Here is a 25,979-nt window from a genome sequence, read left to right on the forward strand (position 1 = left end):
GGGTACCATGTTTGAGCAAATAGGAACCGTGATTATCGTCATCGTCGTGCTAGTGGTTGGTGCAGGGCTTGGCCTCTTCGCCGGCTTCGTGCTAGGCCGTCATAAGGGTCAGGAGATGGCTCGAGGCGTCAAAAGCGAGGAGCTGGAAGAGGCCAAGACCTCGCTGGAGAATGCGCGATTCGAGAACGCTGAGCTCAGTGCTCGCAATGCTGCCGCACAGGCTCAGATTGAAGGCGTGAACCAGCAATTGGCTTTCGCCAAGTCACAACTTGCCCAGGCGCAGCAGGCTGAGCAGATTCGCATTCAGCAGGAACGTGAGCGTGCAGCTGCGGAGGCAGAACGGAAGCGTCAGGCGGATGCTCAGGCCGCCGAGGCCAAGCGTGCTGAACAGGAAGCACGTTTGAAAGAACAGAGCAAGGTGCTCGAGGCGCTTGCGCCAGTGGCCAAGAATCTTGATACCTTGCAGAACAAGGTCACGCAGATCGAAGAGGGCCGCAAGAGGGAAATGGGCGCATTGGGAGCCCAACTCAAGGGGCTCAACGATCAGCAGGCCCGTTTGGACAAGGAAACCAGTTCCTTGTCCGCCGCGTTGCGCAACAACAAGGTGCGTGGCGCGTGGGGCGAGGCCCAGCTCAAGAACATTGTCGAGTCCGCCGGATTGCTGGAACATGTCGATTTCGACACCCAGGTGGTGGTCACGGATGCCGATGGGCGTACGTTGCGCCCGGATATGATCGTGCATCTGCCGGGAGGCAAGACCATTCCGATTGATGCCAAAGTGCCTTATGCCGATTACCAGCGTGCCTGCGAAATCCCGGACACCGCCAGCCCCGAGGATATTGCCCGCCGCGATGATTTGCTGCGGTCCCATGCCAAGGCGTTGCGCGAGCATGTACGTGCTCTCGGCGAAAAGGCCTATTGGAATGCCTTTGATGTAGCACCTGATTTTGTGGTGGCCTTCATCCCCAATGAGGCACTACTGCAGGCCGCGCTCGAAGCCGATCCCACACTGATGGATGATGCGTTCTCTCGCAAAGTGGCGCTCACCTCGCCGGTCACGCTCTGGGCCGTGCTGAAATCCGTGGCCTATGCCTGGCAGCAGCAGTCGCTCACCGATGACGCCAAGCAGCTGTTCGATTTGTCCCGAGAACTGTACGAACGGTTCTCCACGCTGGGTGATTATGCCATCAAATTGGGCACCCAGATTACTAAGACGGTCAGCGCCTACAACAAGTTCGCGTCCAGTTTGGAACGCCGTGTGTTGCCCACCGCTCGCAAGCTGCAAAAAATCGAACCGACCAAGATCATCGAGGAAGTACCGATCATCGAATCAGATAAAGGCAATGTGAGCGAACTGTCCGCCCCTGAAGTGGTGCCGGCCGATGAAGGTGATACTCATCTGACTGCCTCAGGCGATAGTCTGGAGTCATGACTGAATCTGGATTCCGCCCCACTGGTACCCCGGACCTTGCCGTCGCGAAGAGCCATAATGACTTTGCCATGCTGGAGCCGCGTGAACAGCTAGCCACCTTGCTGAAGGAGCATGTGGTGGGCCGTCCGTTCTCCGAACTTGCCGCGGTGACTTTCGACCACCGTGCCGCCACTGTCATGGGCCATGTACTGATTGACGCTTTGGAAGATGCGGGCTATTCGATTGATGACTTCGATGCTGTTGGTGCCTTGACCGCAGCATCTGTGCCCATGGTGTCTGCCATGATCCAGGCCGCCGCCTCTCGTGGCGAGGACCTAGATGGATTCGTGATGGACTTCGTCTACCCGTCCATCAAGGGCCCCTCCATCGAAGGCCGCCGTGTGGTGCTGTTGGATGCTTGGCTGTCCGAAAAGTCGTACGTGCAGACCAGCTCGCTGGTCACCCTGCGCAACGGCAATGAGCTGAGCCTCGACTTTGGCATAGTGGAGCAGCTGGGTGCCAAGGTCGTGGCCATCGCCTCGCTGGTCGGTGGCGGTGCCAAAGACATCAATGTGGTCAACCCCTCCACCGGCGACGAGCAAACGCTCCCCTTCATCCAGGTCTTCGACGAATCCGAACTGCGGTAAATCCACCTTTGACGTCCCTCGCATAAAGTCAGCCGGGCTGAGCAGCGAAGCTGACTAAGAGGAACCGGTGAATAGCGTTATCGAGGAGAAAGATTGCACGCACCCAACCAGATTTCTTTGGCTGCCAAGGCTTCAGGTGAACCGGAATTCCGTGAAATCGGCCTTGGGCCGTGGTCTGAGACCCATCCCGGTGAGCCTCGTCCCGATGATCCGACTTCTTCGAATTATGACGGTCGTTTCGACTCGGTGCTGTTGAACGACGGAGACCGCCGCAACGTATTGGACCGTTACCGCTACTGGACCGTTGCTGCCATTAAGGCCGATCTTGACGCTCGAGGGCGTCACGACTTCGAAGTTGCGGTGGAAAACTGGACCCACGATTTTAACATCGGTTCCATGGTCCGCACCGCTAATGCCTTCCAGGCCAAGCGCGTACACATTGTCGGTCCACATAAGTGGAATCGCAAGGGCGCGTTGATGACCGAACTGTACCAGCACGTCGAACACCACCCCTCCATCGCCGAACTGGTGGAAAGCTGGCATCATCGCATCGCCGGTGAAATCGCCTATGAACGAGCCAAGGCCGGTGCCGCCGCCATCCATGCGCATGATGTGGCTGTGGATGGAGACAACAAGCACCTTCATGAGCTGCTGGCCGAAATCGATGCTTGTGATGCACGCATCAAGGAGCTTCAAGCCGCCCGCGTCATCGCCCTCGACATTATTCCCGGCGCAGTGCCGATGGAAGCCTATGCCTTCCCCAAGCGGTGCCTGCTGCTCTTCGGTGCAGAAGGCCCCGGATTGAGCGAGAAGGCCCTCGCATTGGCCGACGATGTGGTCTACATCTCTCAATTCGGTTCCGTGCGCTCCATTAATGCAGGCGCTGCGGCGGCCGTGGCCATGCACGCATGGATTGCCCAACACGCCGTATCAGGCGTGTAGCCATGCGCCGACAATCCTGCCGCATGGATCGGCGGTCTCATCGTCACCAGAAAAGCGGATATCAAATAATGACCCGAGTGCCTGCCCTGCTGAAATGGTCTCAAAGGGTAGGAAAATGCGGTTTCCCGACAACTGCGTGTCACATACGGCTCATATAGTTATGGCCATGCCAACATTTTCACGCGAAGAAATCGTGCATTTGGGCGATCTGGCCCGAATCGCGCTCACCGATGAGGAAATCACCCGTCTGCAGGGCGAACTGAACGTCATCGCAGACTCCATCAACAAGGTCCAGGAAGTCGCCTCCGACGATGTGCCGCCGACCGCCAACCCGGTTCCGCTGGAAGCCTACCTGCGCCCGGACGTCGCCGAAACCCCGCTCACGCAGGAAGAGGCGCTCGCCGGTGGCCCGAAGACCGAGGCCGGCATGTTCGTGGCACCGCGAATCCTGGGAAGCGAGGAGTAATCGATGAGCAACGAAACCGCAACTCTCGTCAAACTGTCTGCTGCCGAGCAGGCCGCTGCCGTCAAGAAGGGCGACGTCACCTCTCGCGAGCTCGTCGAAGCCCACCTCAAGGTGATCGAGGCTGCCGAGCCGTCCATCAAGGCCTTCCTGAAGGTTTCCGGCGATGTGGCTCTCGAGCAGGCCGACGCCTTCGACGCCAAGTCCGCCGAAGACAAGGCCGCCCTGCCTGAGCTGGCTGGTGTGCCGATCGCCATCAAGGACATGATCGTCACCAAGGGCATCGAAACCACCGCCGCCTCCAAGATCCTCGAAGGCTGGGTGCCGCCGTACGACGCCACCGTCATCGAAAAGCTCAAGGCCGCCGGCATGCCGATTCTCGGCAAGACCAACCTCGACGAATTCGCCCAGGGCTCCTCCACCGAGCACTCCGCCTACCAGACCACCCACAACCCGTGGGATACCGAGCGCGTGCCCGGCGGTTCCGGTGGTGGCTCCGCCTCCGCAGTCGCCGCATTCGAGGCACCGATCGCCCTCGGCACCGACACTGGTGGCTCGATTCGCCAGCCCGGCGCCCTGACCGGCACCGTGGGCGTCAAACCCACCTACGGCGGCGTCTCCCGTTTCGGAGCCATCGCCATGGCCTCCTCGCTCGACCAGATCGGCCCGGTCTCCCGCACCGTGCTCGACTCCGCACTGCTGCAGGAGATCATCGGTGGCCACGACAAGCGTGACTCCACCTCCATCCCCGAAGGCCCGCGCCCGATGGTCGCCGCCGCCCGCGAAGGCGCCAAGCGCGATCTGAAGGGTATGAAGGTCGGCCTCATCAAGGAACTCGGCGGCGACGGCTTCCAGCCCGGCGTCGAGGCCCGCTTCAACGAGGCCGTCGACAAGCTCAAGGAGATGGGTGCCGAGGTCGTTGAGGTCTCGGTCCCGCACATCGGCTACTCGCTAGGCGCTTACTACATCATCATGCCGTCCGAGGTCAGCTCCAACCTGGCCCGTTACGATGGCATGCGCTACGGCCTGCGCGTGATGCCGCCGACCGGCGTGCCGCAGACCGCCGCCAACATGATGGCCTACACCCGTGAAGCCGGCTTCGGCGACGAGGTCAAGCGCCGTATCATCCTCGGCACCTACGCCCTGTCCGCCGGCTACTACGACGCCTGGTACGGCTCGGCCCAGAAGGTCCGCACGCTGATTATCGAAGACTTCAAGAAGGCCTTCGAACAGGTCGACGTGCTCGTGGCCCCCACCAGCCCGTCCACCGCCTTCAAGTTCGGCGAGAAGATGGACGACCCGCTGGCCATGTACATGAACGACATCGCCACCATTCCGGCCAACCTCGCCGGCGTGCCTGCCATGTCCATCCCGGCCGGCCTGTCCGACGACGGCCTGCCCGTCGGCTTCCAGTTCATCGCCCCGCAGCAGCGCGACGAAGTCATGTACAAGCCGGCCGCGGCCCTCGAAGCCGCGCTGGAAGACAGCTGGAACGGCCCGATCTGGAACGACCTCAAGACCCCGTGGCTTGACGGTCTGGGCAAGTGAGCATCGGAAGGAAAGAAACAACATCATGGCTGAAAAACTGATGAAGTACGCCGATGCCACCAAGAAGTACGATGTGGTCTTCGGTCTGGAAACCCACGTGGAGCTGTCCACGAACACCAAGCTGTTCTGCCCGGCCCACATCGAGTTCGGTGGCGAGCCGAACACCGAGCTGACCCCGGTGAGCCTTGGCCTGCCGGGCTCTCTGCCGGTGATCAACAAGACCGCCGTCGATTACGCCATCAAGCTGGGTCTGGCCCTGCACTGCGAAATCGCCGAGTGGAGCCAGTTCGCCCGTAAGAACTACTTCTACCCGGACATGCCGCGCGACTACCAGATCTCGCAGTACGACAAGCCCACCAACGGCAACGGCTACCTGGACGTCGAGCTGGAAGACGGCACCGTGTTCCGCGTGCCGATCGAGCGCGCGCACATCGAGGACGACGCCGGCAAGAACACCCACGTGGGTGGCGCCGACGGCCGTATCGAAGGTGCTGACCACTCGCTGGTCGACTACAACCGTGCCGGTGTGCCGCTGATTGAGATCGTCACCAAGCCGATCGAGGGGGCGGGCGACCGCGCTCCCGAAATCGCCGGTGCCTATGTGCGCGCCATCCGCGACATCGTGCGCGCGTTGAACATCTCCCACGCTCGTATGGAGCAGGGCAACATGCGCGCTGACGTGAACGTCTCGTTGCGCCCGAGCCCGGACGCTCCGTACGGCACCCGTTCCGAGACCAAGAATGTGAACTCGTTCCGCGGCATCGAGAAGACCATCCAGTACGAGATTCGCCGTCAGGCCGCTCGTCTGGACGACGGCAAGGAGATTCTGCAGGAGACCCGCCACTGGGATGAGGCTACGCAGACCACCGCTGGCGGCCGTCTGAAGTCCGATGCCGACGACTACCGCTACTTCCCGGACCCCGACCTCGTCATGCTCCACATCACCAAGGAGCACATCGAGGAGATGAAGGCCCAGATGCCGGAAATGCCGCGCGAGCGCCGCAACCGCCTCAAGTCCGAGTGGGGCCTGAGTGATCTGCAGATGCGCGACATCCTCAACGCCGACGCCCTCGACCTGATTGAGGAAACCGTCAAGGCCGGTGCCAAGGCTGCCGGTGCCCGCAAGTGGTGGCTGGGCGAGCTTTCCCGCGAAGCCAACGCCAAGGGTGTGTCCCTCGAAGAGCTGCCGATCACCCCGGCCGATGTGGCCGAGGTCGAGAAGCTCATCGCCTCCGGCAAGCTCAACGACAAGCTCGCCAAGCAGACCGTCGAAGGCGTGCTTAAGGGCGAAGGCACTCCGGATGAAGTCGTCAAGAAGCACGACTACAAGATCGTCGAAGACAACGGTGCCATCGAGGCGGCCGTCGACGCGGCGTTCGAAGCCAACCCGGACGTTGTCGAGAAGCTCAAGAGCGGCAACATGAAGCCGATGGGTGTAATCATCGGTGCCGTGATGAAGGCCACGCGCGGTCAGGCCGACGCCAAGGCCGTCACCAAGGTCGTCATGGGCAAGATCAAGGGCTGATTAGATTCACTGGCTCCCGCTGGTGGGAGCTGTCGAACGGAGTGAGACTGAGGGTGGTCGCCATGTACGGATGACCACCCTCAGTCCGCTTCGCGGACAGCTCCCGCCAGCGGGAGCACTTATTTGTAGGGAAATTCTCCAGTTCAAATCCGTTAGACAGCTCCCGCCAGCGGGAGCCTTTATTGATTCTGTAAGAAAGTCGACTCAGAGCATTTCCAGCGTTCACCCAGTCGAGTAAGATATGTTCGGCACTGGACCGTGAGCCGAAACAAGCCGAACCGGGGGACGTATACCGATGACCGCAACCAACGAGACGCTGAGCATGGCTACCGAAGCGCAACTGAAGCGCGATCTGCCACAGAGCATCGTCATTCCGCCAATCCGTGGCGAAATGGTGCACCTGCGCCCCGCCACCGTCGAGGACCTGCCTCGTTTGGATGAACTTGATGCCTTCTATGGCGCATCCAAGATCACAGGTAAGGATGCGGTCACCGAACGCGCCATCGTACACACGTGGGTCCGCCGCTCCCAGGCTTGGGAAGCCGGTCAGGCACCCGCCGAATCCGGTGTGGGTGATCCGGAATCCCGCCGCACCATCGCATGGGCCGTATTGACTGACGCCGACCATGACGATGACGGTCAGCTCGATGCGGCCAGCACCGATAATGTCATCGGCATGATTTTCCTTATCGACATCGACGGCTGGTCCAAGTCCGCCCGCATCCAGATCATCTTGGGCCGTGAATACCGTGGCCGCGGCTACTCCCGTGACGCCATGCCGCGTGTGATGACCTACGGTTTCGCGCCCGAACCGGCCGGCTTGGGCATGCACCGCATCTGGGTGAGCGTGCCGGAAAAGAACAGCCGCTCGATTTCGGTCTACCAGTCGCTCGGCTTCGTGCCGTCCGGCACCTCGCGCGACGCGTTGTGGGATGCCGAAAACAACAAATACCAGGACCTTATCGTCATGGACACGTTGGCTGACGAGTACGATCCGATTCGTTCGCTTGACGCTTTTGGCATGCACTTGATTGAGGACAACCCGGGTGTCAAGGAAGCGCTGTCCGCGCGCGAGCATTCCATCGCCATCCAGCAGAACAAGCCGGAACCCGAGCCGGCACAGCGTGGTGAGGCAGCCGGCGCCACGACGAGTGACGTGCAGTCCCAGGCCCAGACGCCGGCGGCCGCACAGCCAGTCGAGCCACAGGCCGAGCACCACGACGATACGCAGAAGAACACGCGCCACAGTCTCGAAGAGGAAAGCAACTGGCCGTACGGTCAGGCAGAACGCAAGCCCTCAAAGGAAGCATGGTGGCGTACGCTGGGCCGCGGCCGCAAACGCGATACGGAAAGTGAGTGAGTAAACAAGCATGAGTGCCGAGGATCTCGACAATTACGAAACCGACGCCGAACTCGCGCTGTATAGGGAATACCGTGACGTCATCAAGCTGTTCACCTATGTGGTGGAGACTGAGCGTCGCTTCTACTTGGCGAATAAGGTCGATTTCAACGTGCGTTCCGCTGGTCAGGACGTGTATTTCGATGTGCAGCTGACTGACGCATGGGTATGGGATGTCTACCGTTCCAGCCGTTTCGTCAAGTCCGTGCGCATCGTGACCTTCAAGGACGTGAACGTCGAAGAAGTCCAGAAAACCGATATCGACATTCCCGACGATATTCACTGACAGGCAATCGTCTGATACAGCCTGTATTGACAATGCGCGGCATTCCGTCATCTTACGGCGGGGCGTCGCGCATTGTTCATACAACGCATAGCAAAAGTTCAGACTCGTAACCTTGCCATCGTGTGTCTTGTTTGCTTGCGGCTGATAGAAAATGCTGCATGAACACACACCATATGCAGCAGGGCCTTAAGGGCTCCATCGCGGGCGTGGTTGCTGCCGCCACATTGCTGGCCGGTGGCATCCTGACCGTTCCGCACGCCATGGCTTTGGAGGCCGATGGCCAGTATTACAGCAGCAAGCAGCCATATGTGGCACCTAGCGAAGCGACCACTGCCAGCTATAGCCAGGCGCCGGAAGGCTACGAAACGGTATACACCGAGTCGATGGCTCGCCACGGTTCACGCGGCCTGTCCAGCTACAAATACGACGCATTGCTTATGAAGATGGCCGAAGCCGCCGAAGCGGATAACGGTTTTAAGTCTGATGCCATCAAGTCCGAATTCATGAAGAATCTCAAAGCCATCACCGCCGCAAATGTGGAGAATGGCTACGGTATGCTCACCGGTCAGGGTGCTGACCAACATCAGGGCATTGGCGCACGTGCCTACGAGCGCAACAAGACGCTGTTCGACAACGCAGCCAAGGACGGTGGCAAGATTGCCTATCAGTCCTCTGGCGAAGCCCGCGCTACTGAATCAGGCGAGAATTTTGCTCGCGGTTTCAACGCGGCCTCGAACAATAAACTGGCGAACAGCACTGTGACGCCCGCCGATCCGGCCGGCACCGGCGAGGCGGCGGCTTTCGACAAGACGCCGAACACGCTGTACTTCCACAAGTCCGAAAACCCGGACGGCACTGAGAAAACCGGTGAGGCCAAGCAGCGTGCCGACGATTACCAGAACTTCGTGGAAAACGATGCGATTATCGCAGGCGCTGAGCAAACCATCGCCGAAAACGAGGACGTGAAAACAGCCTCTCACGATTTGCTTTCACAAATCTTCACCGATGACTTCCTCGCCAAACTGGCCGACGGCACGTACGCCTGGTACAACACTGTCGATGGCACCAAGGGCGGCGAGGCCAACTGCGCGCCGGGAGCCGACCCCAGCAAGGATGCCGACGCCTGCGGCGCAGCCAAGAAGAAGATCGCCTCCGAATACGATGCCGCGATGGATCTGTACAACCTGTACATCATCGCCGCTGATATGGAGAACGAGAACACCGGCAGCCATACCTTCGACTTCAACCAGTACTTCCAAGGTGAGCAGGCAGACGACGCCAAGTTGTTCGCCTGGGCGCTTGACGCCGAGGACTTCTACGAGAAGGGCCCGAGCTACGCCGGCCAAGACGAGACCTACACAATCGCACAGCCGCTGCTTGACGATTTCTTCTCGTCGATTGATGAGCGCGTAAACGGCGGATCCACCGTTGCTACTTTCCGCTTTGCCCATGCCGAAACGATGATGCCGTTCGCCGCGCTGCTTGGCCTTCCCGGTTCCACCCAGCAGGCGGCCGCCAGCACCACCGACGTGTACACCTACGCCAACAATGAATGGCGCGGTGAATCGGTGACTCCGATGGCCGCTAATGTGCAGTGGGATGTTGCCGTCAAATCCGGCAACGACCCGAAGACCGGCCGTGCCTACACGCCGCTCGTTCGTATGCTCTACAACGAGCAGGAAATCGCCTTCCGCTCCGAATGCACGCCGATTGCCGATGGTTCCACGTGGTACAAGCTCACTGAGCTTAAAAGTTGCTTGGCCTCCGACCACCAAACCCTAGGCGACGATGCGCATCTGACTGATGATTCCACAACGCAGCCGGGCACAGGACCTAACACTGGTGAAGGAACGAGTACCACTCCGAATAACAATGGTGCGGGAACTCATCAGCCCAGCAACACTCAGGCTAATGGTACGGAAAACGAGTTGAGTCGTACTGGTGTTGCCGTTACTGGTGTTGCGGGGATTATGATGCTGCTTGCACTTGCAGGCATCTCGCTGAATCTATGGAAAGTTCGTCGCTGACGAATTAGCCTAAGACCAAACCGATTCGCCGCGCTGTGTGTGACGCAACGTTGCCGAATACCCCTACCTCACGATTCGATGCGTCGCCTTTCTGCTGATGGAAAGACGGCGCATCGGTCGTATATCGGGAGAATTCTGTAAGCATTCGCTCATCTTTCGGTGTGCGATTCCGGGGCTTCTAGTAGACTGTCTCTGATTTTGCGTTTATAAGGAGCATAATGACCGACAAGCAATCCGTAGTGATTATCGGCGGCGGTCCGGCTGGACTTACCGCCGCATGGGAACTCATCAAGGACGGCGGTGCCGACAAGTACGACGTGACCGTGCTGGAGGGGACCCGCGAATTCGGCGGTATCTCGCGCACCGTGAAGCACAACGGCAACCGCATGGATATCGGCGGCCACCGTTTCTTCTCCAAAGACGAACGCATCATGGATTGGTGGAAGACCGTTCTGCCGTTGCAGGGCGCACCCTCCTATGATGACAAGAAGCTCGGCCGCGACCACGACATGGAGCCGGGCGGCCCCGATCCGGAGACGGAGGACAAGGTGATGCTCAAGCGCCACCGAGTGTCCCGTATCTTCTGGAACCGCCACTTCTTCGATTACCCGATTTCGCTGAGCCCCAACACGTTGAAGGCCATGGGCTTCAAGCTCACCATGGTGGCCGGCTTCAGCTACCTGAAGTCCATGTTCCACAAGCTGCCGGAAGACAATCTGGAGAACTTCTACATCAACCGTTTCGGCCGCAAGCTGTATTCGATGTTCTTCGAGGGCTACACGGAGAAGCTGTGGGGCCGCCACCCCTCCCAGATCTCCGCCGACTGGGGCGCCCAGCGCGTCAAGGGCCTGTCCATCATGGGCGTGCTCAAGAACGCCTTCCAGAAGCTGCTGCCCAAGAAGCGCTCCAACGCGGAGGTCGAGACCTCGCTGATCGAGGAGTTCTGGTATCCGAAGTACGGTCCCGGCCAGCTGTGGGAGACCGTCGAGTCCAATTGCGAGGCCGCCGGCGTCAAGGTGCTGACCGACGCCAGGGTGGTCGAGGTCCGCCAGACCGATGGTGCCGTGTCTTCCGTGGTGTACGAGGATTCCGAGGGCAACCGCACCGAGCTTTCCGGCGACCAGTTCATCTCCTCGATGCCGGTCAAGGACCTGGTCAACGCCATCGACGCGGCCGGCGCCGATCCTGAGGCCGTTGATTCCAAGCCCGCCCCGGCCGATATGACCGAGGTGGCCAACGGCCTGCCGTACCGCGATTTCGTGACCGTGGGCCTGCTGGTCAAGCACCTGAAGCTCAAGAACACCACCAGCATCCCCACCCTCGGCAATCCGCCGATCGTGCCGGACTGCTGGATCTACGTGCAGGACCCGGGCTACAAGGTCGGCCGTCTGCAGATCTTCAACAACTGGAGCCCGTACCTGGTCAAGGACGTGGACGACACCGTGTGGATCGGTCTCGAGTACTTCTGCGAGGAGGGCGACTCGTTCTGGAACATGAGCGAGGAGGATGTCACCAAGTTCGCGATTTCCGAGCTCACCCGCATGCGTGTGATCAACGGTCCGGACGAGGTCATCGACTCCCATCGTGAGCGCGTCAGGAAGGCGTACCCCGCCTACTTCGACACCTATGAGCACATGGACGAGCTCATCGAGTACCTCGACGGCTTCGGCAACCTGTACTGCGTGGGCCGTAACGGCCAGCACCGCTACAACAACATGGACCACTCCATGGCCACCGCCATGGAGGCCGTCGGCAACATCAAGACCGGCAAGACGTCCAAGAAGAACGTGTGGTCCGTCAACACCGAAAAGTCCTACCACGAAGAAAAGTGAATAAACCTTGTTGAGCTCCCTCGTCACAGAGGGAGCTTTTTTGGTTTTCGGCGGGCCGTTTTGCGTTGGTCGAGTTGGCGTTGTACAGTGAACGAAGTTCGCAGAGACTCAGAGACGCAGCGAACATTCATGAGCGGTGCAACCGCAATAATCACTCTTAACGCCTGGATAGGCATGGGTCTGTTCGGTATGGAAAGGGCAACCAGTGGCAAATAGCCAGAATCTTGAGGATATGAAGCTGCCTGAGCTCAAAGAGCTCGCTAAACAGATGGGCCTGCGCGGCACGTCGACCATGCGCAAGCCCGAGCTGCTCGCCACCCTGCAGGCGGCGCGCAATGGTGGAGAGCCGCCGGCCGGTGTGACCGTGCGCGCCCCCAAGGCCGCCAAAACCGCCAAGGTCGTCAAGGCTCCGCAGTCCGATGCCGCTGAGGCCAACACCACAGACAATGCTGACGTGGCCACCCAGTCGCCGGCTCCGGCTCCGGCTGCCACGGAACCGCAGCTCGATTTGCCGCTTCCCGTGGCCGACGATGCCAAGAAGGACGAGACCGAACCGCGACGCACCCGTCGTAAGGCCGCCGATGATGCCGCATCCGAACCGCGTGCGGCCCGCCGTCGTCGCGATGACGACCAGCCCGATTTCGCTCGCCGCAAGCCGCGCAAGAAGGCCGATGAGGCCGGCGATCTGCTGGCCACGCTCGATTTGGGAGATGCAGCGCCTACCGAGCGTCGCCGCGAGCGTCACGAGGACGTGGAAGTTCCGCTGATTCGCCGAGTCCGTGATGATGAGGACGAGCAGCCTCGCCGCCGTCGTCGCACTGCGGAAAACAGCGAAGAAACCGTGCGTGACCTCGACGATATCCTGGCCACGCTGCCCACGCAGAAGCACGAGGAAACGTCCGAAGACGGCGAGCAGAACGACGATCACGAGTTCGTGCGTCGTAACCGCCGCGACCGTAGCGATCGCAACGATCGCGATACCCGTAATGATCGCAGCGATCGCCGTAACCGTCGCATGCGTGGCCGTGATCGCGACAACGCCGATGATGATCGTCGCTATGATGATCGCGATAATCGTAGCGATCGCAATGACCGTGATAGCCGCCGCGAAGAGCCGCAGGAGGATCTGGTGCCGGTGGCCGGCATCGTCGACGTGCTCGACTCCTACGCTTTTGTGCGCACTTCCGGCTACCTGCCCGGCCCGAACGACGTGTACGTTTCCATGGGCCAGGTCAAGAAGTACGGCCTGCGCAAGGGCGATGCCGTGCATGGTTCGATTCGCGCCCCGCGTGAAGGCGACCGCCGCAACCAGCGCCAGAAGTTCGTGCCGCTGCAGGCCATCGATTCCATCAACGGCCAAAGCGTTGAAGAAGCGCTCAACCGTCCGCAGTTCTCCAAGCTCACGCCGCTGTACCCGCAGGAGCGTTTGAAGCAGGAGACCGCCCCGAACAAGCTCACCGGCCGTATCATGGACATCGTTTCCCCAATCGGCAAGGGCCAGCGTGGCCTGATTGTCTCCCCGCCGAAGGCCGGTAAGACCATCACCCTGCAGAACATCGCCAACTCCATCGCCGCCAACAACCCCGAGGTCCACCTTATGGTGGTGCTCGTGGACGAGCGACCCGAAGAGGTCACCGATATGGAGCGCACGGTCCAGGGCGAGGTCATTTCCTCCACCTTCGACCGTCCGGCCTCCGATCACACTACGGTTGCCGAACTGGCCGTCGAACGCGCCAAGCGTCTTGTGGAGCTCGGCCAGGACGTGGTCGTACTGCTCGATTCCATGACCCGACTGGCTCGCGCTTACAACATCGCAGCCCCTGCCTCCGGCCGCATCCTGTCCGGTGGTGTGGACGCGCAGGCCCTCTACCCGCCGAAGAAGTTCTTCGGTGCGGCCCGCAACATCGAAAACGGCGGCTCCCTGACCATCATCTCATCTGCGCTGGTGGAAACCGGCTCCAAGATGGACGAGGTGATTTTCGAGGAGTTCAAGGGCACCGGCAACATGGAACTGCGCCTGTCCCGCGAGCTGGCGGACAAGCGACTGTTCCCGGCCATCGACATCAACGCTTCCGGCACCCGCCGCGAGGAGCTCATCACCAACCCGCAGGAACTGCCGATTATTTACCGTCTGCGTCGACTGCTGGGCGGCATGGAGCCCGAGCAGGCCTACCAGACGCTGGTGCCGCGCCTCAAGAAGACCGCCACCAACCGCGACTTCCTCGCCGCCATCGTGCAGCAGGCCAACACCGGCAACGCGGTCAACGGCAACTGATCAGACCGCTGAACAATAGTGTAAGGGCTGCACCCTGATTGATACGGGGTGCAGCCCTTGTCGTATCTGATGCAAATACATCAACTATCACATTGCAGTTGTAGTATTGCCGTCAACGTTCACATGCACGCTGACGATATATGAGATGAAAGAGGCATCACTGGGTTCGATTGTTTTGGGAGTGGGCAGTGGTGCGGCCATGTTCGGCGATGCGGATGCCAGCCATATCCTCACCGGCGACTATGACATCTGAGATATCTGACTTTGCGCATCGTGCAAAGCCGTAATCGGGAGTATCCTCGAATCTATGAGCGAAACGAGCAGCGACTGGCAAAGGACCACCATCGACTCCGCCCAGGCGGCGGCCCACCCGGAAACCGCACAAGCGGTGGCGCGCATCAAAGCGCTGCGCCAAACCATCGATAACATCGATTCGGCGGTCATCGCATTACTGGCCGAGCGGTTCAAGGCCACCTCGCAGGTCGGCGTGCTCAAAGCCAACGCCGGATTCGCGCCCGAAGACACCAAGCGTGAGGACTATCAGATCGAACGCCTCCACCGCATCGCCATCGATGCCGGGCTTGATCCGGAAATTGCCGAAATGTACCGTGAATTCGTGGTTACCGAAGCCAAGAAGCGCCACCAGCGCATAGCCGATGCCGGTGGTGACCCGGGCGTACTCGACGTATTCGCCTGATTCGCCCGCAGCGAATGGGCACCTTTCGGATATTCGTCTATAGGGCAAGTTGCCTGCAGCGACTACATTAATACGGGAATGGAATGCCCGTAGTGGTCGACTGTATGAATGGGATACGTAGATGAGATGTGGTGCCGCACTGGTCAGTTGCGCATTGTGCGTGGCTTCGATTCTCGGCGGTGCTTGGATGTCTCGTCCGACTCCGGTTGATTACGGTCCGGTGCTCGCTACGGCAAGTGATATGTACGCCGTCACCGATGCCGAAGGGGAGCCGGTCCGTTGGTATGTGGTAGGGAAGGGCGGCGCCGGCAATGGCGCCAGTGCCGATTCCGCCAATAGTAATTCCGGCACGTCCAAGGTTTCTCGTATCCCCGCTTCCGCCGCCACCCTGCCATGGAAAGTCAGCGTCACCTACTCGCTTGACGGTCCGAACGTCGAGGCAAACGAGGTTGCCGGCGCGTCTGGACTGATCGGCGTGTATATCGATATTAAGCCGCAAACCAAGGAAGCCAACCGTACGATCCCGGTTGTCGCCTTTACCGTGCCTACGCAGGTAGCCGATGATGTTTCCGCTGACAACTCCATTACGGTGACCACGCAAGGTTCCAATACCGTAGTCGCCGCAGCTGGAAAAGCCGCAACCGGCTTGGAATTCAGCTGCTATATGAACGCCAAAGACTTCTCCATGAGTTCCGTGGCGCTCGCCGTATTGCCTTCCAATTCCAGCAGTCCGGCAGTTGGTGCTAATCCCGATGCCGCGAATGCTGCGAATGCTGCCGCACAGCCTGCTGCCGATACGGATGTCGCCCAACTCACCGCCTCTGCCGCCACACTGGTCGATTCACTGACCGACGCCGGTTCTGGTGAACAGCAACAGCTCATCGAGCAGCTTCAAACCCTGCGCGATAACGAACGTGCGCTGAACAAGTCTGTAGTGGCCGAACGCGAAACCGCCCATAAGCGGACGTTTGAAGACTATATGGCCGCGTATGTGGGCTCATATACCACGCACCTGTCTGGATCGATTGGCACCTCCACCCAGTTGCCGGCGTTGATGGGCACGGCCGGCGAACTGTCCGGGGACACGCCTTTGGCTCAAGCCGTACTCGACTTGGCCAACGCGGTGAACAACGTCAGTGCCGCACATCAGCATGCCGGTGCGGTCGATGCGTTGGACGAGGTGATTCGCCGCATCCAGCAGCAAGGCACCACCGGACTGGTGGATGATCTGATCGCCGAGGCTTCGGAGGAAGCCACTCAAGGCTCCAAGCAATACGCCGATGGCCAGAGCCAGCTCTCCGCCGCAATGATTCCGTATTCGATGAAATACACGGACGTTTACACGGCCAATTTGAGCGCCCTGACCGGCGGCACGTCCTCGGGCGCCACCGCTTACGAGAGCCAAGCCATCGCCGAAACCAACGGTAGCGATGAACTCGCCGACGCTCAATCCAAGGTCGATGCCGCGATGAGCACGCTTGCCACCGCCTCCGAGCATACGGGCAAAGCCACGGCCTTGCGCCAGATTGTATTGCGATTCTCCGATCAGTTCGAAGGCGGCGCGTCCTCGGCTTCCGGCAGTGATGGTGATGGTTCGTCCGGTGATATCTCTTCCGATCCGGTGACCGAGGCTCAGGCACTGACCGGCCTGGTCGATTCGCAATCGCAATCGTTCTACGGCAAGACCCGGGTCGCCCAAGCCAAGCGTAAGGCCGATGCCGCCCGTAAGCAGGCCAAAGCCGCGCAACAGCAGCAGTCGCAGCATTCCAAGGCCTCACTGGTCGATGACACCATGTCCATGTCTGCTGGCGATGTGATGAACTATGCGGGTGGTCTTACTTCGGCCATCGGTGGTGGTGATAAGTCCGACTCGTCTAAGAGCGCTGGTTCGGGAACGAACGACTCAGCCAAGTCGAGCGACACTGGCGATTCCGGCAACGGCAAGGCCTCCAACGCCAGCGATTCCGGCAACAATCTTGACACCGCTCCAGTACTGTTCGGCTTTGGCACTGGCGGCACGCTGTTCAAGCACGATATGAACGCGCTGATTAATGAGACCGTGAAAATCAGTGATGCTGGCACGCTCTTGGCGCAGGCCGTCGCGCAGCTCGACAGCCCCAATACGCAACAAAAAACCGCCGAAACCCGATATCTCATCGTGATTCCGACGGTGTGATGGTGTATGCGGGATATTTGCGTGCCGTCCCACAGTCGTGTCATCCGAACGTCAAAAAACAAAAGAGGGGAACCTCAATAGGTTCCCCTCTTTTGTTGTTGTGCGTAACGTTCAGTGCTTTGGCTTCTTAGCTGGCCGAGCCGTTAAGCGGGAAGCCCGGTGGGCTTCCCGTAGGCTCGGAACGAGCGGCATTGCCGTGAGACCTACTGTTGTTGTGCGTAACGTTCAGTGCTTTGGCTTCTTAGCTGGCGGCTCACCGAGCTCGCTGGCTTCGACGGCGACCTCGGTTTCGGGCGTGCCTTCGGCGGCGGATTCCTCGGCGTGCTTGGCCACCAAGTCGAACTTGCCGACCACGCGACCGGCCTGCGCGATATCGCCCAAGGCGGCGTGAATCGCTTCCACACCTTCCGAAGCAGCGGACAGTGCCACAGACAGGATTGGGGTCTTCATGGAGACCTTGGCCTCGGACTTGATCTTACGCAGCTGCTCCACGGCCTTGCCGGCCCAAGTCAGCAGTTCGGGGGAAGCACCGGTGGCGGCCTCGACATACGGGTCCACGACCGGCCAGACGGCGCGATGCACGGAACCGGAACCGGCGTGCATCCAGCTCCACACTTCCTCGGTGGCGTACGGCAGGTACGGGGCCAGCAGACGTGCGAAGGCGTCCAGGCCCAGACCCAGAGCGGTGCGGGCGGACTTCACAGCCTTCTCGGACGGCACATTGCCGTGCTCGTCCGGAGTGCCATAGGCGCGGTTCTTGACCAGCTCGATGTAGTCGTCGCAGAACTGCCAGAAGTAGGACTCGATGACTTCCAGCGCCTTGGAATGCTCGTAGGATTCCAGCGCCTCGGTGGCCTGACGCACCACCAAAGCCAGCTTGGCCATAGCGGCGCGATCCAGCGGTTCGGTCACATCGGCCGGGTTCCACGCGGCCTCGGCGGCAGCGCCCACGTGATGGTTCTCGTCCTCACGGCCGATGGCCAGCGCGAACTTGGTGGCGTTCAGCAGCTTGATGGCCAGTCGACGGCCAATCTTCATCTGGCCGATGTCGTACGTGGCATCGAGGCCCAGGCGAGCGGCGGCGGCCCAGTAACGCACGGCGTCCGCGCCGAACTTCTCGATCGGCTCGTTCGGCACCACGACGTTGCCCTTGGACTTCGACATCTTCTTGTGGTCAGGGTCCAGAATCCAGCCGGACAGCGTGGCATGGGCCCACGGCAGGCACTTGTTCTCCAAGTGCGCGCGGTCCACAGTCGAGAACAGCCAGGTGCGGATGATGTCCTGACCCTGCGGGCGCAGGTCCATCGGGAAGGTGGAAGCGAACAGGGCCTTGGAGGCCTCGTCCGGCTCGGCCCAGTGGGTCACGATCTGCGGGGTCAGCGAAGAGGTGGCCCAAGTGTCCATGATGTCCTTTTCGGCGGTGAAACCACCGGGCACATCACGCTGGGACTCGTCGTAGCCCTCCGGCACGTCGATGGTCGGGTCGATCGGCAGACGATCCTCGGACGGAGTGATCGGGTGATCGTAATCCGGCTCGCCGGAAGCGTTCACCGGGTACCACAGCGGGAACGGGACGCCGAAGAAGCGCTGACGGGAGATCAGCCAGTCGCCGTTCAGGCCGTGCACCCAGTTCTCATAACGCACGCGCATGAAGTCGGGGTGGAACTCGAGTTCCTTGCCACGCTCGATAAGCTCGGCGTTCAGCTTGGCGTCGGTACCGCCGTTCTTCAAATACCACTGGCGGGAGGTGACGATCTCGAGCGGCTTGTCGCCCTTCTCGTAGAAGTTCGTCATACGCTTGGTCGGGGTCGGCTCGCCGTCCAGATCGCCGGACTCGCGCAGCTTGTCGACGATGATCTTGCGGGCGGAGAACGTGGTCTTGCCAGCGGTTTCGGCAAAGACCTCGCGGCCGGCCGGGTCCTCGATCCAGTCCGGGGTATCCATCACGATACGGCCGTTGCGCTGGATGATCGGGCGGGTGGGCAGCTTCAGGTCGCGCCACCACTCGACGTCGGTTACATCACCGAACGTACAGCACATGGCGATACCGGCACCCTTGTCCATTTCGGCGGCCGGGTGCGCCAGAATCGGCACCTTGACCTTGAACAGAGGGGAGTAGACGTACTGGCCGAAGTACTGCTTGTAGCGTTCGTCGTTCGGGTTGGCGATCAGCGAGGTGCAGGCCGCCAGCAGTTCGGGGCGGGTGGTCTCGATGTAGATCGGGGTGCCGTCCTCAAAGCGGAAGGCCACCTTGTGGTAGAAGCCGGGGTATTCGCGCGATTCGAGCTCGGCCTGGGCCACGGCGGTCTGGAAGGTCACATCCCACAGGCCGGGGGCGTCCTGCTGGTAGGCCTCGCCACGGGCGAGGTTGCGCAGGAAGGCCTTCTGGGCCACACGCTGCGGGTGCTGACCGATGGTGTGGTAGGTCTGCGACCAGTCGATGGACAGACCCAGCTTGCGCCACAGGGCCTCAAACAGCTTCTCATCCTGAGCAGTCAGACGCTCGCACAGCTCGATGAAGTTCTTGCGGGAAATCGGCACCTGATCCTTGGCGTCAATCTTCTTGCCATCAGTGCCTTCAAACGGCGGCTTGAAGTCCGGGTCGTAAGGCAGAGACACGTCCACGCGCACGCCATAGTAGTTCTGCACGCGGCGCTCGGTAGGCAGGCCGTTGTCATCCCAACCCATCGGGTAGAACACGTCGTAGCCGCGCATGCGCTTGTAGCGCGCAATCACATCGGTGTGCGTGTAAGAGAACACGTGACCCACGTGCAGCGAACCGGAGACGGTGGGCGGCGGGGTGTCGATGGAGTAGACGGCCTTGCGGTCGCGGGTGTTGCGGAATTTGTAGGTGCCGTCTTCATCCCAGACGGTGCGCCACTTGTCCTCAAGTCCGTCCACGCCGACCTTGTCGGGCAGCGGGGTGAGGTTGGCGTTGATGATGGATTTGCCTTCAGTCATAAGGCCAAAGTTTATGCACGTTGCATGACAAGCCGAACTGTACAGTAAACAGCCCAGTAGGCTGTTCGCAGGCGAGGTACGAACGATCGAACGATAGTGAGCCAAGGACTATCGGGCGTAGCCCGTCCGTGACTGAAGGTTGCCTACTTCACCGTCAACCCGGCCAGCGGCATGCGGCGATTGATCATCGAGGTCGGGTAGCCGGAGACCTTGGTGGACGCCACAGTGAAGCATTTGCGGGTATACAGCCAATCACTGGCCGCATCCTCGCTGATCAGCCGGGCGTACGCCTTCATTCGTGCCTCATAATCGGCGTCATTAGTGGCGGCGCGAGCATCCGCATAGGCCTGTTGCGCTTCGGTATGGTCGTAATGGAACATGGAATCGGGGTCGGCGAATATGCCGGCATCATCCGTGCCGTCCATGCTCATCACGGTCAGTTCCCATTTGCCGTCCTTGATTCGTTTGGCATAATCCTCATCGGAGAGCACTTCAAGGTTCACCGTGGGGCGCGGCTGCCGCTCGATCTGCTGCTTGATGGTTTCGGCCAACGACCGGTATTCTTCGGGAACCACCAGATTCACCGTAGTCAGGTATTGCGCACCAAAGTAGGAGAACATCTGCCCAGCTTGGTTTTCGTCATGCGGGTACAGTCCGGTCAAATCTTCGTATCCGGGTTCCAGCAGGCTGATGGGGCCGCCCAATGCTCCGGCTGCGTCGGGTTGGGCGGAGGCGATGCCGGCTGCGTCGATTTGATAGCGGAAGGCTTTACGCGCCTGTTCGTCGGAGAGCAGCGAATCGGTGCCGTTGTTGTAGGCCAGCAGCACCTTATCCGTAGTGGCCCCCTCCTTGACGGTCAGGCCATCCTTGCCGTTCAAACCGGTGGCCGTCGAAGCCGAAACCGGTGCCGCCATATCGAGACTGCCGTCGGTCAGGGCCTTGCTGAGCGCATCGGCGTCGGAGTATTGCATAAATTCAACGACATTGCTGGCCGCTTTGGTGCCATGGTAGGTATCGCTGCGCGCCAGCTTCAGGGAATGGCCAGGCTGGAAATCGGCCACGGTGAATGGTCCGGAACCTATGGCCTTGCGTTGATAATCGGCACTGGACGACTCGGAATCGTAGACAATGCCGAGTCTGCCGGACAGCGCTCGCAGCAGCGTCGGATTGGGCTTGGCAAGCGTAATGACCACCGTGGTGGCGTTCGGATTGGCGACCGACGCCAGATCGCCCAATTCGTCGACGTCCGCCACCTTGTTGGTCACGTTCTGTTGCAACGACCACACGGCGTCCGAGGCGTCCAACGTATGGCCGTTCGAGAAGGTGACGCCCGATTGCAGTGTCAGGGTGACGGTCAGTCCGTCATCGGAAGTCTTCCAGCTTGTCGCCAGTCCCGGCTGAAGCTTGTTGTCTTGATCGACGGTCACTAATGTCTCATACACATTGTCGACGAGCAGGCGTTCGGCTGCCGCAGAGGAATCGGACCGAATATCCAAGGATTGCGGCATATCGTCGATGCCAATGGTCACATCGGCATCGAGGGATGATCCCGGCTGGAACCGGTTTTGCATGAACGTCCATCCCACAACCACGAGTGCGCCGAGTGCCACGGCGACTCCGAGAAAAATCCCCCACTTGGACCATGTATTGTCCCGCTTGCTGTGCTGCATGGTTTTCAGTCTAGCGGTGGATTCAGCCTAGAATCCGCAATTCACCATGATGAGGTATGAGTTAGCGCTTGGACGTGCTCTTGCCGGCGGGCGGCGCATAGCTAGGGCAGGTGTCGGACAGCGGGCAGTTGGCGCAGTCAGGGGTACGTGCGTGGCAGGTGGCCCGGCCGAACAGAATCAGTCGGTGGCTGAGATTCGTCCACTCTTCGGGCGGAAAACAGGAGGTGATTTCCTTCTCGATTTTCACGGGATCGGGGTGTGCGGACCGCCAATCCGACCGCCAACGCAGTCGTCCGGTTACGCGCATCACATGCGTATCGACCGGGAATCCGGGGATATCGAACGCGTTGCCGAGCACGACGTTCGCGGTTTTGCGGCCGACCCCCGGCAAGCTGGTCAGTTCATCCATCGTGCGCGGCACCACGCCGCCGAATCGTTCGTCCAGTGCCGTGGCCAGTCCGATGAGATGCTGGGTTTTCGAACGATAGAACCCCAGCGGATGAATGATGTCTTCGACTTGGGCCGGGTTCGCGGCCGCCAAGTCACGGGCGGTGGGGTAGGTGGCGAACAGTTCCGGGGTGACCGTGTTGACACGCTTGTCGGTGGTCTGGGCGCTGAGCACGGTGGCGATCAGCAATTCGAGCGGATTCGAGAAATGCAGTGCGCAAGCGGGTGCCGGAATCACCTGGCGCAGAATGTCGTATTCGTCATGCATGCGCGTGAGACGCGCGGATTTGGTTTCTCTCATCGTATGGACCTAAGCGGCGTAATATCGATGATTGATGGTTTGCAGCGCCGCTGGTCTGTCAGGCGACGGTGTTGAGATCGGGAGTATCGTCATCGGTGTCGATGGCGGCAGAGGATGCTTTGGCGGCCTGCTGTGCGGCGGCAGTTTCCTTATCCGTCTCCGGCGGGTCGAATCGGTAGCCCACGTTGCGCACGGTGCCGATGAGGTGTTCGTATTCGCCGCCGAGCTTGGCGCGCAGACGACGGATATGCACGTCGACCGTACGAGTGCCACCGTAGTAGTCGTAGCCCCATACTTCCTGCAGCAACTGGGCGCGCGTGAACACGCGGCCGGGGTGCTGGACCAAGTACTTGAGGAGTTCGAACTCCTTGTATGCCAGATCGATGGGGCGTCCATGCAGGGAGGCGGTATAGCCGTTGGTGTCCACAATGAGGTCGCCGGAGCGAATCTGGCCATCTTCCACCGTGGTGGTGGATTCGGCGGGAGAACCGGCTGCTGCGGCTGCGGGAGCGTTGCCGCGCTCGGAGACCAATCGCAATCGGCCCTCGACTTCGGCCGGGGAAGCGGTGGCGACCACCACATCCGCAATGCCCCACTGGGAGTTGACCACGGTGAAGCCGCCTTCGGTCAGCACCAGCACGATTGGCGTGGACAGGCCGGAAGCGTGGATGAGGCGGCACAAGGTTTTGGCGGTCGCCAGATCATCGCGTGCATCCAGAAACAGAATGGTGTTCTCCGGCATCTTCACCAAGCTGGCTGCATCCATCGGCAGTACGCGGACGCGATGAGAAAGCAGGGCGAGTGATGGCAAAACGGTGGCGGGGTCGCTGGCGAAAGTCATCAACGTAAGATCCGTCACGCTAATCCCCCTTATCCTGCAATGTGTTACGCAATTGCTCGGTGTGGCTGTACGAGTCGTCAGCGGCGTTATGCCGCTTTCGCACGGTTTTCATTATTCTACGCGCTTGTAGTGGACACATAGGTTACAAGTTTGCGGAATATGGAACGGTGGACGTCCATCAACCGATGATACGGCCGAGCACCAGTGCGGTTGCGGCGATGGTCACGCCCATCAGCATTACCGGCATCAGGCCGGTACCGATCCACGGATAACGGATATCCGGGTCCGGATCGGCGTCGCGCACCCACAACGTGGAAGCCACGGCCAAAGCCAGTCCCAAAACGATGAGGATGATCAGGGCAACGGTTCCCGCAACGGTGCCCTTGGCGAGCATCGCGCCCAAATCAGGTAGGAAGCACCAGCCGGCCACGGCGAGAGCTGCCACACCGGAAGTCACGGCGTGAGAGAGTGCGCGGATAAGATGTTCGCGCTTCTCACGAGCCATCTGGCGTCCGAAGGAGAAGACCACCAGCACCACCAGCAGCAGGCCCATGGCCAGTGCCCATGAATACCAAGGAAGTACCGAGCCATCCGCAGCGGTCTGATCCGGCGGAACCTCGCTGGTCGGGAAAGGTACGATGACGAAAATCAGAGAAATCGCGCCAAACACCAAAGTGACGATACGATCCAGCATGCTGCCGCGGAACGGCCAGAACACGACAAATGCGGCCAACGTCAGAGCGGCGATAATCAAAGGGATGATGGGGACGGTGCCAGGGGAGGGAATGACCGTGGCTGCGATGAGCAGTACATAGGACGTCAGTTGGGCCAACAACATGCTCAGGGCTTTGTTCTTCCAACCCTCCTGGGTGATCTCGGTCATGATACGCCTCTCAGATAATCGAATTTCCATCCCAATCCTACGTCGGGCATTGGAACGGTGAAATCAAACAAAATAGCCCTTTCTGGTGAAGGGGCTTATGACACTAAATCAGAACGCGATAACGCCCAAATGCTCCAACAGCACTTTGACGCCAAGTAGAATCAGCACCACGCCGCCGGCGATCTGCGCCGGCTCCTGCCAGCGGGAGCCGAACGCGTGGCCAATGTACAGGCCCGCAGCGGAGAACAGTCCGGTGACCACACCGATGCTGAGGATGGCGAATGCCATATGGGCTTTGGTGAACATGAAGATCAGACTCACGCCCACGGCGAACGCATCGATGCTGCAGGCCACGGCCAGGGGAAGCATATGCTTCCAATCGAACTGGGCGGTCTCCTTGGAGTTTTCCTCATCTTCTTCGAAGGCTTCGTGAACCATGTTGCCGCCGATGAACACCAACAGGGCGAAGATGATCCAATGGTCGAATTGGGTTACGTATTTGCTGAATGTAGATGCCGCGAAATAGCCGAGAATAGGGAACAGCATCTGGAATCCGCCGAACCAGAGGGTGCTTTTCACGGCGTCTTGTACTCGTACGCGGGATACGGTCAGGCCTTTGCCAATGGATACGGCGAATGCATCCATAGCTACGGAAACAGAAATAAGCAGGATTTGAATGATTATCGAAATCATGGTGTGACAGAAGGTTCATCGCCGGATTACCGTGCGATGGGCCTCGACCAGCGTTCCTACACGCCGCCTACGCCTAGTTGAAAAGACAAAACATTACTGTATCACAAAATACAAGCTCCCTCTGTTGGGGAGCTGGCGCAGTGAAACTGCGACTGAGGGAGAGTAGAGCGGCTTTGCCACAAATACAACAAAAGGCCCCCGAAGGGGCCTCCTGTCAACGATTCAGAATCGAATCACTTCTCGGAATCGGCGAGACGCTGACGCGCGGCAATGATTTCCTTTTCGGCGGCGTCAGCACCAGTCCAGTAGTCGCCCGGCAGGACTTCCTTGCCCGGCTCCAGAGCCTTGTACTGCTCGAAGAAGTGCTTGATTTCGGCCTTGTGGTACTCGTTGACGTCGTCGATGTCCTTGATGTCATCGAAACGAACGTCGGCGGGCACGCACAGCACCTTGTCGTCGCCGCCGGCCTCGTCGACCATGTGGTACAGGCCCACGGCGCGGCACTCGACCACGCAGCCCGGGAACACGGAGTTCGGAATCATCACGAGAGCGTCCAGCGGATCGCCGTCCTCGCCCAGGGTGCCGTCGATGTAGCCGTAGTCATCCGGGTAACCCATTGCGGTGAACAGGGTACGGTCCAGGAAGACGCGACCGGTCTCGTGATCGACTTCGTACTTGTTCTTGGAGCCGCGCGGAATTTCCACAACGACGTTGAAGGTTTCTGCCATGTCATTTCTCCTTGAAAATCGACAGTTACGTTATCGTCTCACCACAATACCCTGTTTACGCCTGCAAAACAGGTGCGGAACTCAAGAAACCGTGCTGAGATTATGCCGACACTATGCCCAAACAGACGAAATCCTCCCCTTGAGGGGAGGATTTCTAGCGGTTTACGCGCACGATAAACCCATGCACGTCAACGGCATCACTGTTGCATTACCGTTGCAGTACCGCA

20 protein-coding genes are annotated in these 25,979 nt (G+C 60.1%); 13 read left to right on the forward strand and 7 right to left on the reverse strand.

Translation table 11 applies throughout. The features are described 5' to 3' along the window. Positions 1-7: 7 nt before the first annotated feature. From rmuC to AB5287_RS08630, 13 genes are all read left to right on the forward strand, one after another. On the forward strand, positions 8-1,432 hold the full coding sequence (gene rmuC / locus AB5287_RS08570) for a DNA recombination protein RmuC (protein WP_007054746.1): 1,425 nt from the start codon (positions 8-10) through the stop codon (positions 1,430-1,432). After that, positions 1,429-2,058: an orotate phosphoribosyltransferase gene (locus AB5287_RS08575; protein WP_007051536.1), complete on the forward strand. Its 630-nt coding sequence runs from the start codon at positions 1,429-1,431 to the stop codon at positions 2,056-2,058. Before rmuC ends, AB5287_RS08575 begins: the two co-directional genes overlap by 4 nt. Before the next feature lie 93 nt (positions 2,059-2,151). Next, positions 2,152-3,000: a TrmH family RNA methyltransferase gene (locus AB5287_RS08580; protein WP_007051535.1), complete on the forward strand. Its 849-nt coding sequence runs from the start codon at positions 2,152-2,154 to the stop codon at positions 2,998-3,000. A 166-nt stretch (positions 3,001-3,166) separates the two neighbouring features. Further along, complete coding sequence (gene gatC, locus AB5287_RS08585) at positions 3,167-3,466, forward strand: Asp-tRNA(Asn)/Glu-tRNA(Gln) amidotransferase subunit GatC (protein WP_011068473.1); 300 nt, start codon at positions 3,167-3,169, stop codon at positions 3,464-3,466. A 3-nt stretch (positions 3,467-3,469) separates the two neighbouring features. Further along, entirely contained in the window at positions 3,470-5,011 is a 1,542-nt protein-coding gene (gatA, locus tag AB5287_RS08590) for an Asp-tRNA(Asn)/Glu-tRNA(Gln) amidotransferase subunit GatA (protein WP_007054751.1), read from the forward strand. A 25-nt stretch (positions 5,012-5,036) separates the two neighbouring features. Next, positions 5,037-6,536 (forward strand): Asp-tRNA(Asn)/Glu-tRNA(Gln) amidotransferase subunit GatB, encoded by a 1,500-nt coding sequence (gatB, locus tag AB5287_RS08595; protein WP_007051530.1) that lies wholly within the window; start codon positions 5,037-5,039, stop codon positions 6,534-6,536. A gap of 295 nt (positions 6,537-6,831) precedes the next feature. After that, positions 6,832-7,896 carry a GNAT family N-acetyltransferase gene (locus AB5287_RS08600; RefSeq protein ID WP_007051529.1) on the forward strand — a complete coding sequence of 355 codons (1,065 nt, stop codon included), beginning with the start codon at positions 6,832-6,834 and terminating at the stop codon, positions 7,894-7,896. Between the two features lie 10 nt (positions 7,897-7,906). Continuing rightward, a complete protein-coding gene (locus tag AB5287_RS08605; protein ID WP_003828150.1) occupies positions 7,907-8,221 on the forward strand; it encodes a DUF2469 domain-containing protein in 315 nt (104 codons plus the stop codon). A gap of 173 nt (positions 8,222-8,394) precedes the next feature. Continuing rightward, positions 8,395-10,248, forward strand: a complete 1,854-nt coding sequence (locus tag AB5287_RS08610) for a histidine-type phosphatase (RefSeq protein ID WP_007054753.1) — start codon at positions 8,395-8,397, stop codon at positions 10,246-10,248. A 218-nt stretch (positions 10,249-10,466) separates the two neighbouring features. After that, positions 10,467-12,080, forward strand: coding sequence for an NAD(P)/FAD-dependent oxidoreductase (locus AB5287_RS08615; RefSeq protein WP_007051527.1), 1,614 nt, complete (start codon positions 10,467-10,469; stop codon positions 12,078-12,080). A gap of 205 nt (positions 12,081-12,285) precedes the next feature. Beyond that, positions 12,286-14,355, forward strand: a complete 2,070-nt coding sequence (gene rho, locus AB5287_RS08620) for a transcription termination factor Rho (protein ID WP_007056503.1) — start codon at positions 12,286-12,288, stop codon at positions 14,353-14,355. Between the two features lie 307 nt (positions 14,356-14,662). Beyond that, a complete protein-coding gene (locus AB5287_RS08625) occupies positions 14,663-15,052 on the forward strand; it encodes a chorismate mutase (RefSeq protein ID WP_007051524.1) in 390 nt (129 codons plus the stop codon). A gap of 121 nt (positions 15,053-15,173) precedes the next feature. Beyond that, the gene (locus tag AB5287_RS08630) at positions 15,174-17,228 is read left to right on the forward strand and encodes a hypothetical protein (RefSeq protein WP_368221056.1); all 2,055 of its coding nucleotides are present in this window, start codon (positions 15,174-15,176) and stop codon (positions 17,226-17,228) included. A gap of 225 nt (positions 17,229-17,453) precedes the next feature. Here AB5287_RS08630 and valS read toward each other — a convergent pair whose 3' ends face one another. The 7 genes from valS to AB5287_RS08665 all read right to left on the reverse strand — a co-directional run bounded on the left by valS (position 17,454) and on the right by AB5287_RS08665 (position 25,752). Continuing rightward, complete coding sequence (valS, locus tag AB5287_RS08635; RefSeq protein WP_347014168.1) at positions 17,454-20,189, reverse strand: valine--tRNA ligase; 2,736 nt, start codon at positions 20,187-20,189, stop codon at positions 17,454-17,456. A 143-nt stretch (positions 20,190-20,332) separates the two neighbouring features. Next, positions 20,333-21,859 carry an ABC transporter substrate-binding protein gene (locus AB5287_RS08640; RefSeq protein ID WP_007051521.1) on the reverse strand — a complete coding sequence of 509 codons (1,527 nt, stop codon included), beginning with the start codon at positions 21,857-21,859 and terminating at the stop codon, positions 20,333-20,335. 61 nt (positions 21,860-21,920) lie between these two features. After that, complete coding sequence (nth, locus tag AB5287_RS08645) at positions 21,921-22,607, reverse strand: endonuclease III (RefSeq protein ID WP_007051520.1); 687 nt, start codon at positions 22,605-22,607, stop codon at positions 21,921-21,923. 58 nt (positions 22,608-22,665) lie between these two features. Further along, positions 22,666-23,448 (reverse strand): response regulator transcription factor, encoded by a 783-nt coding sequence (locus tag AB5287_RS08650; RefSeq protein ID WP_007054758.1) that lies wholly within the window; start codon positions 23,446-23,448, stop codon positions 22,666-22,668. Between the two features lie 178 nt (positions 23,449-23,626). Then, positions 23,627-24,331, reverse strand: a complete 705-nt coding sequence (locus tag AB5287_RS08655; protein WP_338714669.1) for a hypothetical protein — start codon at positions 24,329-24,331, stop codon at positions 23,627-23,629. A 108-nt stretch (positions 24,332-24,439) separates the two neighbouring features. Further along, positions 24,440-25,024, reverse strand: coding sequence for a manganese efflux pump MntP family protein (locus AB5287_RS08660; protein WP_061870061.1), 585 nt, complete (start codon positions 25,022-25,024; stop codon positions 24,440-24,442). A gap of 233 nt (positions 25,025-25,257) precedes the next feature. Beyond that, positions 25,258-25,752, reverse strand: coding sequence for an inorganic diphosphatase (locus AB5287_RS08665; protein ID WP_007054759.1), 495 nt, complete (start codon positions 25,750-25,752; stop codon positions 25,258-25,260). Positions 25,753-25,979 lie beyond the last annotated feature (227 nt).

Origin of the sequence: Bifidobacterium sp. RTP21102st3_E2_RTP21102_210122, from assembly GCF_040916945.1 — a bacterium.
Classification (GTDB): domain Bacteria; phylum Actinomycetota; class Actinomycetes; order Actinomycetales; family Bifidobacteriaceae; genus Bifidobacterium; species Bifidobacterium longum.